We start from the raw sequence: 14,826 nt of genomic DNA, 5'->3' as shown, positions 1-14,826 counted from the left end.
GCGTGACGTCGCTGCTCCTCGCCTCCGCCTCGCCCGCCCGGCTGGCCACCCTCCGCTCCGCCGGGATCGACCCGCAGGTCATCGTGTCGGGGGTCGACGAACCCGCGGTGGTCGCGCACTACGGCGTCACCGACGCCGAGGACGTCTGCCTGGTCCTGGCCAAGGCGAAGGCCGAGGACGTCGCCGGGCACGACGACGTCGCCGAGGACGCCCTGGTCCTGGGCTGCGACTCCGTCCTCGCCTTCGACGGTCAGGTCCTCGGCAAGCCGAGCGACGCCGCCGACGCGAGCGCCCGCTGGCAGGCCATGCGGGGTCGCAGCGGGGTGCTGCACACGGGTCACTGGCTGATCGACACCCGGGACCCCGACGCGGGTGGCTCCGGCGCGACCATCGGCGGCGTCGCCAGCGTGACGGTGCACTTCGCCGACGTCTCCGACGCCGAGATCGAGGCCTACGTCGCGACGGGTGAACCGCTGCTCGTCGCGGGTGCCTTCACCCTCGACGGCCTCGGTGGGGCGTTCGTCCGTGGGGTCGAGGGCGACCCGCACGCCGTCGTGGGGGTGTCGCTGCCGCTGCTGCGCGACCTCGCGCGGGAGGCGGGCGTCCGGTGGACCGACTTGTGGGCGCCGCGCGGGTAGTCTCAGCCCTCGTCCCGCCACCCCCGCACCTCCCCACCCCTCGATCTCCGGAGACGCCGCATGACCTCCCCCGAACCGTCCACCGAGTCGTCGACGACTGCGGTACGGGTGACGGGTCCGGTCACCAAGGTCCTCGTCGCCAACCGGGGCGAGATCGCGGTGCGCGTGGTGCGCGCCGCCCGCGACGCGGGTCTGCAGTCGGTCGCCGTGTACTCCGAGGGGGACCGCGACGCGCTGCACGTCCGGATGGCCGACGAGGCGTACTCCCTGGGCGGGACCAGCGCCAAGGAGACCTACCTCGACGGGGCCAAGCTCGTCGAGGTCGCGGTGCGCTCCGGCGCCGACGCCGTCCACCCGGGCTACGGGTTCCTCTCCGAGAACGCTGGGTTCGCCCAGCAGGTCATGGACGCCGGGCTCACCTGGATCGGCCCGCCGCCCAGCGCGATCGAGGCCCTCGGCGACAAGGTCTCGGCCCGTCACCTGGCCGCCCGCGCCGGGGCCCCGCTGGTCGCCGGCACCCCGGACCCGGTGAACGGACCCGAGGAGGTCATCGCCTTCGCCGACGAGCACGGTCTGCCGATCGCAATCAAGGCCGCCTTCGGCGGCGGCGGCCGCGGGCTGAAGGTCGCCCGCGACCGCGACAAGATCGCCGAGCTGTTCGCTTCCGCCGTCCGCGAGGCCGAGGCCGCCTTCGGCCGGGGCGAGTGCTTCGTCGAGCGCTACCTCGACCGTCCCCGCCACGTCGAGACCCAGGTCCTGGCCGACGCCCACGGCGGTGCGGTCGTGGTGTCCACGCGCGACTGCTCGCTGCAGCGCCGCCACCAGAAGCTCGTCGAGGAGGCGCCCGCGCCGTTCCTCAGCGCCGAGCAGGACGCCGAGCTCCGCCGCGCGTCGCTGGCGATCGTGCGCGAGGCCGGCTACGTCGGGGCGGGGACCGTCGAGTTCCTCGTCGCGGCCGACGGGACGCTGGCCTTCCTCGAGGTCAACACCCGCCTGCAGGTGGAACACCCCGTCACCGAGGAGATCAGCGGTCTCGACCTCGTGGTCGAGCAGTTCCGCATCGCCCGCGGCGAGCACCTGGGCTACTCCGAGGTCGCCACCCGGGGCCACTCCCTGGAGTTCCGCATCAACGGCGAGGACCCGACGGCGAACTTCCTGCCCCGTCCGGGGAAGCTCACGCGGTTCTCCATCCCCTCCGGTCCCGGGGTCCGCGTCGACACCGGGATCGACCCCCGGGCCGTGGCCGTCAACGGCGGCGTCGAGATCTCCCAGGACTTCGACTCCCTGCTGGCGAAGCTCATCGTGACCGGCGCGACCCGCGAGCAGGCCCTGGCCCGGGCGGCCCGCGCCCTGGGCGAGTTCGCCGTCGAGGGGGTTCCGACGGTCATCCCCTTCCACCGCGCGGTCGTGGCCGACCCCGCCTTCGCGGCCACGAAGAGCGAGGACTTCACGATCCACACCCGCTGGATCGAGACCGACTTCGACGCCTCGACCCTGCCGGGTGCCGGTGCGCTGGAGGCCGGTGGGGACGGTGCGCAGCACCGCGAGACGATCGTCGTCGAGGTCGCCGGGAAGCGCCTCGAGGTGTCCTTCCCCGTCGAGCAGTTCAACGCGCAGCTCTCCCGCGCCGGTCAGGAGATCTCCCGGGCCGGGGTGGCGACGGGGGCCGCCGTGGCCCGCGCCTACCGTTCCGCGACGCACCGCGGGGGCAAGGGCAAGACCAAGGCCGTCGGTGGTTCGGCGCAGACCCCGAACGCGTTGGTCGCCCCCATGCAGGGGACCATCGTCAAGATCGAGGTCGCCGAGGGTGACGTCGTCGTCGAGGGCCAGCTCGTCGCGGTCCTCGAGGCCATGAAGATGGAACAGCCGCTGCTGGCCCACAGGGCCGGGACGATCACCGGCCTGACCGCCGCCCAGGGCGACACGACGACCACCGGTACCGTGCTCTGCGAGATCCTCGACGCGTGAGCTGACCCCCCCGCGGAACTCCGCCCGCAGCGCCGGGGAGTTCCGCGGTGAGGTGCGTCCGCTACTCCCCCATCACGTGCAGCTGCCGCGCAGCCTCGGCGAGCGAACCCGTGAGCGAGGGGTAGATCGTGAAGGCGTGCGCGACGTCGTCGACGTTGAGCCGCTTCTCGACGGCGAGGGTCACCGGGAAGATGAGTTCGCTGGCCCGCGGCGCGACGACGACCCCGCCGATGACGGTGCCGGACCCGGTGCGGCAGAACAGCTTCACGAACCCGTCGTGGATGCCGAGCATCTTGGCGCGGGCGTTGGTGGCGAGCGGGAGCTTCACGATCTCGCCCTGCGCCTCCCCGGAGTCGATCTGCGCCTGGGTCCAGCCGACCGTCGCGATCTCCGGCGAGGTGAACACCGTGGAGGCGACCGAACGGAGCTTCAGCGGGGCGACGGTGTCGCCGAGCGCGTGCCACATCGCGATGCGGCCCTGCATGGCCGCGACCGAGGCGAGCGGGAACACCCCGGTGCAGTCGCCGGCGGCGTAGACGCCGCGGGCCGAGGTGCGCGACACCTTGTCGACGTCGATGTGACCCGATTCGCTCGTCCAGACCCCGGCCTCCTCCAGCCCGAGCCCGGCGGTGTTCGGGATCGCCCCGACCGCGACGATGCAGTGCGACCCCTCGACGGTGCGGCCGTCGGCGAGGGTCACGATCACGGAGTCGCCGTGGCGTTCCACCTTCGCGGCCCGCGAGCGCGACATGACGTCCATGCCGCGGCGGCGGAACACGCTCTCGAGGACCTCGGCGGCGTCGGCGTCCTCCCCCGGCAGCACCCGGTCGCGGGAGGAGATGAGGGTGACGTGCGCCCCGAGGGCGTCGTAGGCGTTCGCGAACTCGGCACCGGTGACCCCGGAGCCGACGACGATCAGGTGCTCGGGGAGTTCGGTGAGGTCGTAGACCTGCTTCCAGGTGAGGATCCGTTCCCCGTCCGGTTCGGCGTCGGGCAGCGTCCGCGGCCGGGCGCCGACGGAGACGAGCACGACGTCGGCCTCCACCCGCGCGCCCGCGTCCTCGCCGTCGCTCACGACCACCGCGTTCGGCCCGTCGAGGGCACCGGCGCCGGAGAGCAGCGTGACGCCCTCCTTCTCCAGCCGGGCCCGCACGTCCGCTGACTGCGCGGAGGCCAGCGCCTTGACGCGGGCGTGCACGCGGGCGAGGTCGACGGTCACCGCGCCGGCGGGTTCGGAGTCGGGGGTGCTGCCGCCGGGGAAGCGGACCCCGAGCTCGGCGGCGCCCGCCACGCTGGCCATCAGCTCGGCCGTGGCGATGAGCGTCTTGGAGGGCACGACGTCGGTGAGGACGGTGGAACCACCGAGGCCGTCGCGCTCGACGACGGTGACGTCGGCTCCCAGCTGGGCCGCGACGAGGGCCGCCTCGTAGCCGCCGGGACCACCGCCGAGGATCGCGACGCGGGTCGCCTGGTTGATCGGGGACGCGCTGGTGGGACTCACGGACGCCATGGTCCCCTACCCTTTCACTCCGTGCCCGCCTACGCCGCGTACGCGACCAACCTCGATCCCGAAGCCATGATGCAGAAGGCTCCGCACTCCCCCCTGCGTTCCACGGGGTGGCTGCTGGACTGGCGTCTGACCTTCGGCGGCGACGACCGCAGCTGGGAGGGACCGCTCGCGACGGTCGTCGAAGCCCCCGGGGACCAGGTCTACGTCGCCCTCTACGACGTGACCGACGCCGACGAGGCCCGTCTCGACGCCAAGGAGGGGATGGACCTGGGGCTCTTCCGCAAGATCCGCGTCCGGGTCAAGACCCTCGACGGGGACGTCGTCGCCTGGACCTACGCGATCGACGACTACGAGGGCGGGCTGCCGACGGCGCGTTACCTCGGGCGCCTCGCCGACGCCGCGGAGGCCGGTGGTGCCCCGCACGACTACGTCCTCAGCCTGCGTGCGCGCCCCTGCCGGTCCAACGACGCCTGACCCTAGGGTGGGGCGTGTGACCTCGATCGCCGCCCCCGACGCCGCTGAGCACGACCCCTTCGCCCTCGCAGAGGAGACGGCCGCGACCCTCGCCGAGCTCAGCGGGGTCGGACGCCACGACGTGGCCCTGATCCTCGGATCGGGCTGGTCGGCCGCGGCGGACCAGCTGGGTGAGGTCGTGGCGACGTTGCCCGCCACCGACCTCCCCGGGTTCCTGCCGCCGGCCGTGGTCGGGCACGCGGGGACGGTCCGCTCGGTGTCGGTCGCCCGCCCCGGGGGGACCCCGCTGCGGGCCCTGGTCCTGCCCCGGTCGCACTTCTACGAGGGTCACGGGGTGCGCGCCGTCGCCCACGGCGTCCGGGTCGCCGCGGCCGCGGGCTGCCGCACGATCGTGCTCACCAACGGCTGCGGTGGGCTCGACCCGGCGATCCCGGCCGGTTCGCCGGTCCTGATCTCGGACCACCTGAACTTCACCGGCGCCTCGCCGCTGGAGGGTCCGACGTTCGTCGACCTGACGGACCTCTACTCCACCCGGCTGCGCGGGGTCGCGCGCACGGTCGACCCGGACCTCGCCGAGGGCGTCTACGCCCAGTTCCGCGGGCCGCAGTACGAGACGCCCGCCGAGGTGCGGATGGCCGGGGTCCTCGGGGCGCAACTGGTCGGCATGTCCACGGCGCTGGAGGCCATCGCGGCCCGGCACGCGGGGATGGAGGTCCTGGGCCTCTCCCTGGTCACCAACCTCGCCGCGGGGGTCTCCGACCAGCCGCTCTCGCACGAGGAGGTGCTGCAGGCCGGACGGGACGCCGCCGGTCGTTGCGCCGCCCTGCTGGCCGGGGTCGTGCCGCTGCTCTGACCCCCTCCCCGGCGCGGGGACCGTAGGGGTTCCGTGGACCTCGGGTGCAGACCCGCGCGGGCACCCCTCCCGTCGGCGGGAGCCGGGAGGATCAGGGGGTGCTCCCGTCCTCCCCCGTCCTCCCCCGCCGCCTCGGCTCGGCCTCGGCGCTCGCGGCCCTCCTGCTGGTGACGGGGTGCGGCGGCGGTGGGACCGGTCGCGCGGACCCGGCAGGCTCGCCGTCAGCCTCCACCACCGGTGCGTCGACGTCCTCCACCACCAGTGCCTCGGCGACGTCCCCGGCGAACCCGCACGTGGCCGACGCGCAGCAGTTCACCGGCAAGGACTTCGGCGACGGCCAGGTCCGCCAGACCGTCCTGGTCGGCGCGCGGTCCGGGGTGACGATGACGGTGTGGGTGTGGACCCCACCGCAGTACGACGACCCCCGCTACGCCCACTCCGACTTCCCGGTGCTCTTCCTCTACCCGGGGGGCGACGGCGCCTCCTACAACAACTGGACCGACCGCTCGTACTCGGCGCTGGACGTCGTCCGGACGGGGTCGGCGAACGGTTCCGTCCTGCCGTTCGTCCTCGTCATGCCGGAGATGCAGGTCTCGAAGGACCTCGACACCGAGTGCACCGACCTGCCGGGTGAGCCCGCCGTCGGGACGTTCCTCGACACCGACGTCCCGACCATGGTGCGCGACGACTTCCGCGTCACGGCCCCGGGTCGCGGGTGGGGCACGGCGGGCGCGTCGTCGGGGGCCTACTGCGCGGCGGCCATCGCGTTGCGCCACCCGGAGGACTACGGGGCCGTCGTCAGCATCGCCGGGTACTTCGACATGGAGACGAACCTGCCCCAGCGCAAGGACCCCGCGGTCCAGGCGCTCTACCCCACCGCCCTCGCCGCGCAGGGCAGGGCGGGTTTCCCGGTGCTGCTGCTGGCCGGGACCGCCAGCCCGGACGACGTCACCCGGGCCCAGCGGTTCGCGCAGCTCCTCCGCCCGCCCGCCACCGCCGAGGTCTCCCTGCAGCAGGGCGGGCAGCACCTGACCACGTCGTTCAAGGCCGTGATGCCCCAGGTCTTCGCGTTCTTCAGCCGGCACCTGAGCGGGCCCACGCCGTCCTGAGCGTCAGCGCGCGGCGGCCCGCTTGTACTGGCGCGTCGCCAGCGGGACGAACACGACGAGGATGACGACGATCCAGGCCAGGGTGTAGAGCTCCGCGTGCTGCAGCGCCCACGACGAGGGTTCCGCGCCGGGCCCCACGTTGCCGAACAGCTCCCGCGCCGACTGCACCAACGTCGACACCGGGTTCCACTCGGCGATGTGGCGCAGGACCGGGGGGTAGCTCTCGATGGGCACGAAGCCGTTGGTGAGGAACGTGACCGGGAAGATCGTGATGAACGTCAGGTTGTTGAACGCCTCGGGGGTGCGGATCAGCAACCCGAGCATCGCCATGCACCACGAGATCGCGTAGGCGAACAGCAGGAGCAGCGCGTAGCCGACCACGGCGTCCAGGAACGACGTCCGGATCCGCCAGCCGATGATCAATCCCGTCAGGGACATGATGACGGTGACGATCACGTTGGTCACCACGTCGGAGGACGTCCGCCCCACCAGCACGGCCGACTGGGCCATGGGCAGCGAGCGGAACCGTTCGATGATCCCCTTCTGCATGTCGTCGGCCAACCCCGCGCCCGTGATGGTGGCCCCGAAGATGACCGTCTGGGCGAAGATCCCGGGGACGAGGAACTCCCGGTAGTTGATGCCCGGGACCTCGATCGCCCCGCCGAAGACGTACCCGAACAGCAGGATGAACATGATCGGGGAGATGAGGGTCCCGACCAGCAGGTCGGGGATCCGCTTGATCTTGATGAGGTTGCGCTTGGCGACGACGGATCCGTCGGCCAGAGCCATGCCCAGCGAGCTCATGCGTTCTGCTCCTCGTGCTCGTCGGCGAGTTCCTCGGCGGGTTTGCCGGTGAGGGTGAGGAAGACGTCGTCCAGGGTCGGCCGCCGCAGCCCGGCGTCGAGCGGGACGACCCCCACCGCCTCGAGCCGTCGCAGCGCGTCCACGAGGGCGGGGGTGCCCCCGCTGACCGGGACGGTCACCCGGCGGGCGCGTCGTTCGACCTGGATCTCCCCCACCGCGACCGGCCGCAGGACCTCCACCGTGGTCTCGACCTCGGCGTCGACCGCGACGACGACCTCGACCCGCTGACCGCCGACCTGCGTCTTGAGCTCGTCCGCCGTGCCGCGGGCGATGACGCGGCCGTGGTCGATGACCACGATGTCGTCGGCGAGGCGTTCGGCCTCCTCCAGGTACTGCGTCGTCAGCAGCAGGGTCGTCCCGCCCTGGACCATCTGGGTCAGCAGCTCCCACATGTCGTTGCGCGAGCGCGGGTCCAGACCCGTCGTCGGCTCGTCGAGGAACAGCACCGGGGGCTGGGCGACGAGCGCCCCGGCCAGGTCGAGGCGACGACGCATCCCCCCGGAGTAGGTCTTGGCCACCCGGTTCGCCGCGTCGCTCAACCGGAACTGCTCGAGGAGCTCGTTCGCCCGTTCGCGGGACCGCTTCCGGCCCAGGTGGTAGAGCCGGCCCACCATGTCCAGGTTCTCGAACCCGGTCAGGTTCTCGTCGACCGCCGCGTACTGCCCGGACAGCCCGATGCGGCGGCGGACCTCGCGCGGGTCGCGCAGGACGTCCACCCCGGCCACGGTCGCGCTCCCCTCGTCGGGGACGAGCAGCGTCGTGAGGACGCGCACCGTCGTCGTCTTGCCGGCGCCGTTCGGCCCCAGCAGCGCGAGGACCGTGCCCTCGGGCACGTCGAGGTCCACCCCCGCCAGTGCCGTGACGTCCCCGTACCGCTTGACCAGGCCGCGCGCGCTGACCGCTGACCCCGTGACTGCTGCTGGACCGCTCACCGACATGTCCTCGACCCTAGGAGAGACCACCGACACCACGCCCGTCCTTTCCCTCACCATTCCGATCCCGTTCGACGTCCCGACCCGGGCCGCGGTGAGAACTCATCGCCCGACCACCCCCGTTCCAGCAGCGTCTCCCCGGCCCGCCACGTCGCGATCGCCGCCGCGACGTGGTCCACGGTGTCGTCGGGCAGGTCGTCGACGTCGGCCCAGCGCAGCTCGTCGCACTTCTCCGGTTCGCCGATCCTCGGTTCCCCCGACCAGCGGCGGACCGCGAAGAACGCGTGCAGGTACTCCCGGTCCCCCCGGCGTTCCGGGGCCAGGTGCGCGGTGAGGACCAGCAGGGCGTCCGCGGGGTCGACCCGCAGGCAGACCTCCTCGGCCACCTCGCGGACCAGCGCGGCCCGCAGCGGTTCACCACCGTCGACGTGGCCGGCGGGCAGCCCGAGCTCGCCGTCGTGGTACCCCGAACCGCGCCGCCGCGCGAGCAGCACCCGGGACCCGTGGAGCACCAGGGCCTGCACCGCGAGCGGCACGCTGAACCTGCCACGGGGATCGTCGACCACGGCGGCGACCCTCTCACCGACCTCCGACGCGATGATCGCCGGTCAGGGTGCGGAGTCCGGCGACGCGCCGCCCGAGAGCGCGCGCGCCACGAACTCCGACTTCCGCTGCGTGTACGCGAACCTGTCGCCGACGTGGTCGAGGGCGAGGCGGTGCTTGAGCGCCGCGTACTCGTCCCGGAGAACGGCATCGGACCGTAGGGCGTCCCGGAACCCGAGGTAGGCCCGCCAGGCGGGGCCTCCCTCCACGACGACGTGGACGAGGTGGGTCCGCCACCCGGGCTCCCGCCCGAAGACGCGGTCGTCCGGGATCCCCACGTCGCCGGGGTAGTCGTAGCCCAGCGAGGCCATGACCTCCACCATCTCGTCCGCGGCCCGGAGTTCCGCGACACCGACGCAGAGGTCGATGACGGGTTTTGCGGGAAGACCGGGGACGGACGTGCTGCCCACGTGCTCGACCCGCCGGGTCCAGCGTCGCAGCGCCACCCGCAGCCGGTCGCCCTCGATCCGACCCGCCGTCGCCCACGCCGCGGAGTGGGGAACCAGTTCGACCTCTCCGTCGCCCAGTCCCAGCGTCATGCGCTACACCCCCTCGGTGTCCCGCAGGACCCCCATCATCGCCATCTCGTCGTCGAGCGGCGGCCCGTCGTGCACGCACGCCTGCAGATCGGCCAGCAGGGTGTCGGCGTCCAACCCCGCACCGATGAGCACGAGTTCGCTCGCCCGGTCCGAGCCCCGCGGCCAGCCGCCCCGTTCGAACCGCACCGCCGCCCCGACGGTGTGCAGCAGGTAGCGCTGCGGGAAACCCTCGACGGCGAAGCGCAGGAAACCCTTCATCCGGAAGACCCCGGACGGGCGAGCGGCGAGGAACTCCACGAACCGGCGCGGGTCCAGCGGGGCGGCGCTGCGGAACTCCAGGGCGTCGTACATCGTGTGCAGGTGGTCGGTGTGCTCGTGCTCCCCGACGAGTTCCCCGAGGGTCAGCTGCCGCTGTTCCCGGGGGCGCTGCTCGAAGAGCAACCGCGCGTCCATCCGGCCGAGCGCGGCGGGGACGACGGGCGCCCACGCGTTGAGCCCCCGGCACACCTCGGCGACGCGCGCCGCCGCCTCCGGGGACACCAGGTCGGTCTTGGTGAGCAGCACGACGTCCGCCATGGCGACGTGGTCGTCGAGTTCGGCGTGCCGCAGCCGGGTGGCCTCGAACTCCACGGCGTCGACCACGACGACGAGCCCGCCGTAGCTCACCCCGGGCACGGAACTGCTCAGCACCTGGCGGACCATCGCGGCGGGTTCCGCGACCCCGCTCGCCTCGATGACGACGGCGTCCAGGCCCGCCCCCGGACGCGGGGCCGTCAGCCGGATCAGCAGCTCGTCGATGGTCCCGTCGTCGGTGGAGCAGCACAGGCACCCGTTCTCCAGCGACACCGTGCTGTCGGCCCAGCCGGCCACGAGGAGGGCGTCGATGCCCACGGCGCCGAAGTCGTTGACGACGACCCCGAGCCGGACGTCGGTGGCCGAGCGCAGCAACTGGTTGAGGACCGTGGTCTTGCCCGCTCCGAGGAACCCGGCGAGGACGACCACGGGAGTGCTCACCCGGCCATCGTCGCACGGGGTCCTCGTAGGGTGAGGGGGTGAACGCCGACCCGTCGCAGACCCTGCACGACCGCGTCCGGACCTGGATCGAGGACGATCCCGAACCCCGTGACCGCGCCGCCCTGGAGGCGTTGCTGAGCGCGGCGACGACCGGCGACGCCGAGGCCGGGCAGGAACTCGCGGACCGGTTCAGCGGGCCCCTGGAGTTCGGGACCGCCGGACTGCGCGGGGTCGTCGCCGCCGGGGAGCACCGGATGAACCGGGCCGTGGTGCAGCGGGCGGCCGCGGGCCTCGGGGCCTGGTCGACCCAGCGCTTCGAACGCCCCCGCGTCGTGATCGGGCTCGACGCCCGCCACGGCTCGCGCGAGTTCGCCGACGACTCCGCCGCCGTCCTCACCGCGGCCGGCTGCGAGGTCCTGCTGCTGCCCCGGCCGCTGCCGACGCCGCTGCTGGCCTTCGCCGTGCGCCGCTACGCCGCCGACGCCGGCGTCATGGTCACGGCGAGCCACAACCCCGCCCGGGACAACGGCTACAAGGTCTACCTCGGCGGCCGGGCCGCCCCCGAGGAAGGCCGGGGGGTGCAGATCGTGCCGCCGGCCGACGCCGAGATCGCCGCCTGCATCGCCGCCGTCGGACCGCTGCGCGACCTCCCCCTGGCCACGCAGGGGTGGACGGTGCTCGGTGAGGAGGTCGTCGAGGACTACCTCGCCGCGATCACCGACGCGGTGCGGCCGGCGCCGGGGCGGGACCCGCGGATCGTCGTCACCCCGATGCACGGCGTCGGCGGTCCGGTGCTGCTGGAGGCTCTGCGACGCAACGGCTTCCACGACGTCCACGTGGTCCCGGAGCAGGCCGACCCCGATCCGGAGTTCCCGACCGTGCCCTTCCCCAACCCCGAGGAGGCCGGCGCGCTCGACCGCGCGGTCGCCCTGGCGCAGCGGCTGGGCGCGGACGTCGTGCTGGCCGTGGACCCCGACGCCGACCGCTGCTGCGTGGCCGTCCCCGGGCCCGAGGGGTTCACGACGCTGAGCGGCGACGACCTCGGCCGGGTGCTGGGGGACGAACTCGCCGCCCCCGGCGCGGTCCTGGCCTGCTCGGTGGTGAGTTCCCAGGCCCTGACCGCCGTCGCCGAACGCCGCGGCGCGCGCTTCGCGTCCGCCCTGACGGGGTTCAAGTGGATCGCCCGCGTCCCGGACCTCACCTTCGGCTACGAGGAGGCGATCGGCTACTGCGTCGCCCCGGAGGTCGTCCGGGACAAGGACGGGATCTCCGCCTCGCTGCTCGTCGCCGGGATCGTCCGTCGGGAACTCGCGGCGGGCCGGACCCTGCACGACGTCCTGGCCGACCTCGACCGCGCCGACGGGGTCCACCTGACCGCTCCGGTGACGATCCGCGTCGAGGACCTCTCCCTCATCCCGGCCACCATGGCGAGGCTGCGCGCCGCGCCGCCCACGAGCCTCGGCGGTTCGCCGGTGACCAGCGTCGAGGACCTCGCGGACGGTCTCGACGGACTGCCGCCCACGGACGGGCTCCGCTTCCGCACCGCCGACGGCACCCGGGTCGTGGTGCGCCCGAGCGGGACCGAGCCGAAGCTCAAGGGCTACTGCGAGGTCGTGGCCGCCGTGACGGACGGGGACGCCGGGGAACTCGGCGCGGTCCGGGCCGCCGCCCGCGAGCGGTTGTCCGCGGTGACGGCGGACGTGCGGGCGGTCGTCGCGATCGACTGACACATCGATTCTCGATGTGCCATGCTCACGGCGTGACGTATCGACTGTCGATGGCCCCGCAGGTGGCGCAGCGCTTCGGGGTGCACCTGCGCCCCCACGTGATCCGGCTCTGCGCGTTCTTCGCTCAGCGGATCGGGTTGCTGTGCGTGGTGTTCGGCCTGCTGGGGGTGCTCAGCGCGTTCAGCAGCGGGCCGGGGCAGGAGTCCTTCCCGATCCGGGTGGAGCGATCGGACTCGGCAACGGCCGCCGACGGTGCCCTGATCAACCCCACCACGGTCCGCACCGGGATGACGGTCGACGCCACCTCCACCGGGACGGGGTGGACCGCCACCGTCCAGCTCACCCGCGTCGAGCGCGGCCTGGTCACCGCTCGGGAGGACCTGCTCACGGTCTGCGTGGGCTTCGGCGCGCTGTGGGGTGCGTTCCTGCTGCGCGCGTTCGCCGACGGGAACCCCTTCCACAGCAAGAACCCCCGGTGGTTGCGCCGGATGGCTCTCGCCCTCCTGGTCTCGACCCACGTCGTCCCACTGCTGCCGCCGTTGGCCCTCGACCTCGCCCTGCACCGCCTCAGGGCCAACGCCGACTTCGGCCCGTCGTGGGGCTGGCCACTCCACTCCTCCCTCCTGTTCGTGGCGCTCCTGCTGCTGCTGGCCGGCGCCCTGCGCCAGGGCCGTTCCCTGCAGGACGACGTGGTCGGCCTGGTGTGACGGACGAAGACCAGCACCACCGCGTCGTCTGCCACCTCGACCGCCTCCTCGCCGAGCGCGGGATGACGCTGGCCGAACTCGCCGCGCGGGTCGGGGTGACCGTGGTGAACCTCTCGGTCCTCAAGAACGACCGGGCCCGCGCGGTCCGGTTCTCCACCCTCACCGCGATCTGCGACGTCCTGCGCTGTCAACCCGGCGACGTCTTCAGCGTCCGGAACCCGTGAGACGTCAGCGCCCGAGCGCGGACCGCACCAGAGCCGCCACCGCGAGGGAGGAACTGTGCGCGGGCCACGCGATGTGGGTCCCGACCACCGGCGCGTCCACGACGGGAACCGCCCGGTGCTCGGCCCACAACCACGACCGCGCCGACTCCGGGAACACCGCGACGGTCCGGCCCAGGGCGATCAGCTGGGCGAGCTGGGACACGTCGCTGATCGCCGGCCCCGGACCGGGGAGGAACGAACCGTCGCGCTGCGGCCAGCGGGCCATCGGCAGGCCGGGGAGGTCGGAGACCTCGGCCACCGTGACCGAACTCCGCGACGCGAGGGGGTGCGTGGCGGGGAGGATCGCGACCTGCCCCTCGCTCGAGAGCTGCTCGCTGTCGAAACCCGCGAGGGAGTTGAACGGGGTGTGCAGCAACGCCACGTCGGCGCGGCCGTCGCGCAGCATCTGCGCCTGGTCGCACAACCCGCTCGGCAGGACCTCGACGGCGACGGCGCCCGGTTCGGCCGCGTAGGCGTCGAGGACCTTCCGCAGCAGTTCGTGCGAACCGGCGGCCTTGACCGTGAGGACGAGCGTCCCCCGCTGCGCGACCGCCCGCCGCGTCCGACGGGCCGCGGCGCTCGCGGCCTCCAGCGTCGCGCGGCCCTCGACCAGCAGCACCGACCCGGCGTCGGTCAGGCTGACCCCCTGCCGGTCGCGTTCCAGCAGGCGGACCCCGAGGCGGCGTTCGAGCTGCTGGATGGCCCGTGAGAGCGGCGGTTGCGCGATGCCGAGGCGTTGCGCGGCCCGACCGAAGTGCAGGTCCTCCGCCACGGCGACGAAGTACCGCAACTCCCGGGTCTCCAACGTGTCCACCCCGACAGCCTACGACCGTGATACCCGGAAGGTATGACGGACCACCCGATCGGTGTTGGACCGGCACGGGAACCCCGACCGACCATCGAGCACATGAGTGAGAAGAGGACCGCGCTGGTCACCGGCGCGAACAAGGGCATCGGCTACGAGATCGCGGCAGGGCTGGGCACCCTCGGCTTCCGGGTGGGCGTCGGGGCCCGGGACCCGGAACGCCTCGGGCCGGCCGTGGCGAAGCTCCGGGCCGACGGCGTGGACGCGTTCGGCGTTCCCCTGGACGTCACCGACGACGCGAGCGTCGCCGCGGCGGCGGACCTCCTGCAACGGCAGGAGGGCCGCCTCGACGTCCTCGTGAACAACTCCGGGATCTCCGGTCCGTACGCCCCCGACTGGACCCAGGACCCGACGACGCTCGACCTCGACGCCGTCCGGGCCGTGGTCGACGTGAACGTCTACGGCACCGTCCGGGTGACGAACGCCCTGCTGCCCCTGCTGCGCCGGGCCCCGTCCCCCCGGATCGTGAACACCTCCAGCAGCATGGGTTCGCTGACGCGTCGGACCGGACCGGTGATGGCCGCCTACGCGCCGTCGAAGAGCTTCCTGAACGCGATCACCGTGCAGTACGCCCGGCAACTGGAGGGCACCGGGATCCTGGTCAACGTCGCCTGCCCGGGGCTGGTCGCGACCGACTTCACGGGTTTCCACGGCCGCAGCCCGGCCGAGGGGGCCGCCACCCCGGTCCGGCTCGCGACCCTGCCCGACGGCGGCCCGAGCGGTGGTTTCTTCGACGACGAGGGCGAGGTCCCCTGGTGAG

The 14,826-nt window shown here is 73.2% G+C and carries 16 protein-coding genes; 9 read left to right on the top strand and 7 right to left on the bottom strand.

Translation table 11 applies throughout. The features are described from left to right. Window positions 1–2 precede the first annotated feature (2 nt). Window positions 3–638, top strand: a complete 636-nt coding sequence (locus OG218_RS19385) for a Maf family protein (RefSeq protein WP_328294862.1) — start codon at window positions 3–5, stop codon at window positions 636–638. 60 nt (window positions 639–698) lie between these two features. Beyond that, on the top strand, window positions 699–2,606 hold the full coding sequence (locus tag OG218_RS19380; protein WP_328294861.1) for an acetyl/propionyl/methylcrotonyl-CoA carboxylase subunit alpha: 1,908 nt from the start codon (window positions 699–701) through the stop codon (window positions 2,604–2,606). A 61-nt stretch (window positions 2,607–2,667) separates the two neighbouring features. On the opposite strand, the gene OG218_RS19375 is transcribed toward OG218_RS19380, so the two are convergent. After that, window positions 2,668–4,116, bottom strand: a complete 1,449-nt coding sequence (locus OG218_RS19375) for an NAD(P)H-quinone dehydrogenase (protein WP_328294860.1) — start codon at window positions 4,114–4,116, stop codon at window positions 2,668–2,670. A gap of 21 nt (window positions 4,117–4,137) precedes the next feature. Here OG218_RS19375 and OG218_RS19370 point away from each other — a divergent pair, with 21 nt between their 5' ends. The 3 genes from OG218_RS19370 (at window position 4,138) to OG218_RS19360 (ending at window position 6,552) form a co-directional block, all read left to right on the top strand. Next, window positions 4,138–4,590, top strand: coding sequence for a gamma-glutamylcyclotransferase (locus OG218_RS19370; RefSeq protein ID WP_328294859.1), 453 nt, complete (start codon window positions 4,138–4,140; stop codon window positions 4,588–4,590). A gap of 16 nt (window positions 4,591–4,606) precedes the next feature. Continuing rightward, window positions 4,607–5,443, top strand: coding sequence for a purine-nucleoside phosphorylase (locus tag OG218_RS19365; RefSeq protein WP_328294858.1), 837 nt, complete (start codon window positions 4,607–4,609; stop codon window positions 5,441–5,443). Between the two features lie 98 nt (window positions 5,444–5,541). Next, complete coding sequence (locus tag OG218_RS19360) at window positions 5,542–6,552, top strand: alpha/beta hydrolase (protein ID WP_328294857.1); 1,011 nt, start codon at window positions 5,542–5,544, stop codon at window positions 6,550–6,552. Between the two features lie 3 nt (window positions 6,553–6,555). Here the strand turns inward: OG218_RS19360 and OG218_RS19355 are convergent, their stop codons facing one another. The 5 genes from OG218_RS19355 to OG218_RS19335 are packed head-to-tail and all read right to left on the bottom strand — an operon-like array spanning window position 6,556 to window position 10,504. Beyond that, on the bottom strand, window positions 6,556–7,356 hold the full coding sequence (locus tag OG218_RS19355; protein WP_328294856.1) for an ABC transporter permease: 801 nt from the start codon (window positions 7,354–7,356) through the stop codon (window positions 6,556–6,558). Next, window positions 7,353–8,354 carry an ATP-binding cassette domain-containing protein gene (locus OG218_RS19350; protein ID WP_328294855.1) on the bottom strand — a complete coding sequence of 334 codons (1,002 nt, stop codon included), beginning with the start codon at window positions 8,352–8,354 and terminating at the stop codon, window positions 7,353–7,355. Before OG218_RS19350 ends, OG218_RS19355 begins: the two co-directional genes overlap by 4 nt. Before the next feature lie 47 nt (window positions 8,355–8,401). Next, entirely contained in the window at window positions 8,402–8,914 is a 513-nt protein-coding gene (locus OG218_RS19345) for an NUDIX hydrolase (RefSeq protein WP_328294854.1), read from the bottom strand. Window positions 8,915–8,956: 42 nt separating this feature from the next. Continuing rightward, a complete protein-coding gene (locus tag OG218_RS19340) occupies window positions 8,957–9,490 on the bottom strand; it encodes a GrpB family protein (protein ID WP_328294853.1) in 534 nt (177 codons plus the stop codon). 3 nt (window positions 9,491–9,493) lie between these two features. Beyond that, window positions 9,494–10,504 carry a CobW family GTP-binding protein gene (locus OG218_RS19335; protein WP_328294852.1) on the bottom strand — a complete coding sequence of 337 codons (1,011 nt, stop codon included), beginning with the start codon at window positions 10,502–10,504 and terminating at the stop codon, window positions 9,494–9,496. Between the two features lie 38 nt (window positions 10,505–10,542). Between OG218_RS19335 and OG218_RS19330 the strand changes: the two genes are divergently transcribed. Genes OG218_RS19330 through OG218_RS19320 form a run of 3 tightly spaced genes read left to right on the top strand, consistent with a single transcriptional unit; the run spans window position 10,543 to window position 13,162 of the window. Continuing rightward, window positions 10,543–12,231 (top strand): phospho-sugar mutase, encoded by a 1,689-nt coding sequence (locus OG218_RS19330; RefSeq protein ID WP_328294851.1) that lies wholly within the window; start codon window positions 10,543–10,545, stop codon window positions 12,229–12,231. 32 nt (window positions 12,232–12,263) lie between these two features. Further along, complete coding sequence (locus OG218_RS19325; protein WP_328294850.1) at window positions 12,264–12,938, top strand: hypothetical protein; 675 nt, start codon at window positions 12,264–12,266, stop codon at window positions 12,936–12,938. After that, window positions 12,935–13,162 carry a helix-turn-helix domain-containing protein gene (locus OG218_RS19320; RefSeq protein ID WP_328294849.1) on the top strand — a complete coding sequence of 76 codons (228 nt, stop codon included), beginning with the start codon at window positions 12,935–12,937 and terminating at the stop codon, window positions 13,160–13,162. Before OG218_RS19325 ends, OG218_RS19320 begins: the two co-directional genes overlap by 4 nt. Before the next feature lie 4 nt (window positions 13,163–13,166). Here OG218_RS19320 and OG218_RS19315 read toward each other — a convergent pair whose 3' ends face one another. Then, window positions 13,167–14,015 carry a LysR family transcriptional regulator gene (locus OG218_RS19315; RefSeq protein ID WP_328294848.1) on the bottom strand — a complete coding sequence of 283 codons (849 nt, stop codon included), beginning with the start codon at window positions 14,013–14,015 and terminating at the stop codon, window positions 13,167–13,169. 93 nt (window positions 14,016–14,108) lie between these two features. Between OG218_RS19315 and OG218_RS19310 the strand changes: the two genes are divergently transcribed. Next, window positions 14,109–14,825 carry an SDR family oxidoreductase gene (locus OG218_RS19310; RefSeq protein ID WP_328294847.1) on the top strand — a complete coding sequence of 239 codons (717 nt, stop codon included), beginning with the start codon at window positions 14,109–14,111 and terminating at the stop codon, window positions 14,823–14,825. Window position 14,826 lies beyond the last annotated feature (1 nt).

Source organism: Kineococcus sp. NBC_00420 (genome assembly GCF_036021035.1).
Taxonomy (GTDB): domain Bacteria; phylum Actinomycetota; class Actinomycetes; order Actinomycetales; family Kineococcaceae; genus Kineococcus.
The sequence above is the reverse complement of the archived record's forward strand: the minus strand, read 5'-3'. Positions and strand labels throughout refer to the sequence as shown.

Excerpts from the sequence above, each read along its gene's own strand:
- OG218_RS19350 (WP_328294855.1), bottom strand. The coding sequence starts at position 8,354 with ATGTCGGTGAGCGGTCCAGCAGCAGTCACGGGGTCAGCGGTCAGCGCG.
- OG218_RS19375 (WP_328294860.1), bottom strand. The coding sequence starts at position 4,116 with ATGGCGTCCGTGAGTCCCACCAGCGCGTCCCCGATCAACCAGGCGACC.
- OG218_RS19310 (WP_328294847.1), top strand. The coding sequence starts at position 14,109 with ATGAGTGAGAAGAGGACCGCGCTGGTCACCGGCGCGAACAAGGGCATC.
- OG218_RS19340 (WP_328294853.1), bottom strand. The coding sequence starts at position 9,490 with ATGACGCTGGGACTGGGCGACGGAGAGGTCGAACTGGTTCCCCACTCC.
- OG218_RS19380 (WP_328294861.1), top strand. The coding sequence starts at position 699 with ATGACCTCCCCCGAACCGTCCACCGAGTCGTCGACGACTGCGGTACGG.
- OG218_RS19355 (WP_328294856.1), bottom strand. The coding sequence starts at position 7,356 with ATGAGCTCGCTGGGCATGGCTCTGGCCGACGGATCCGTCGTCGCCAAG.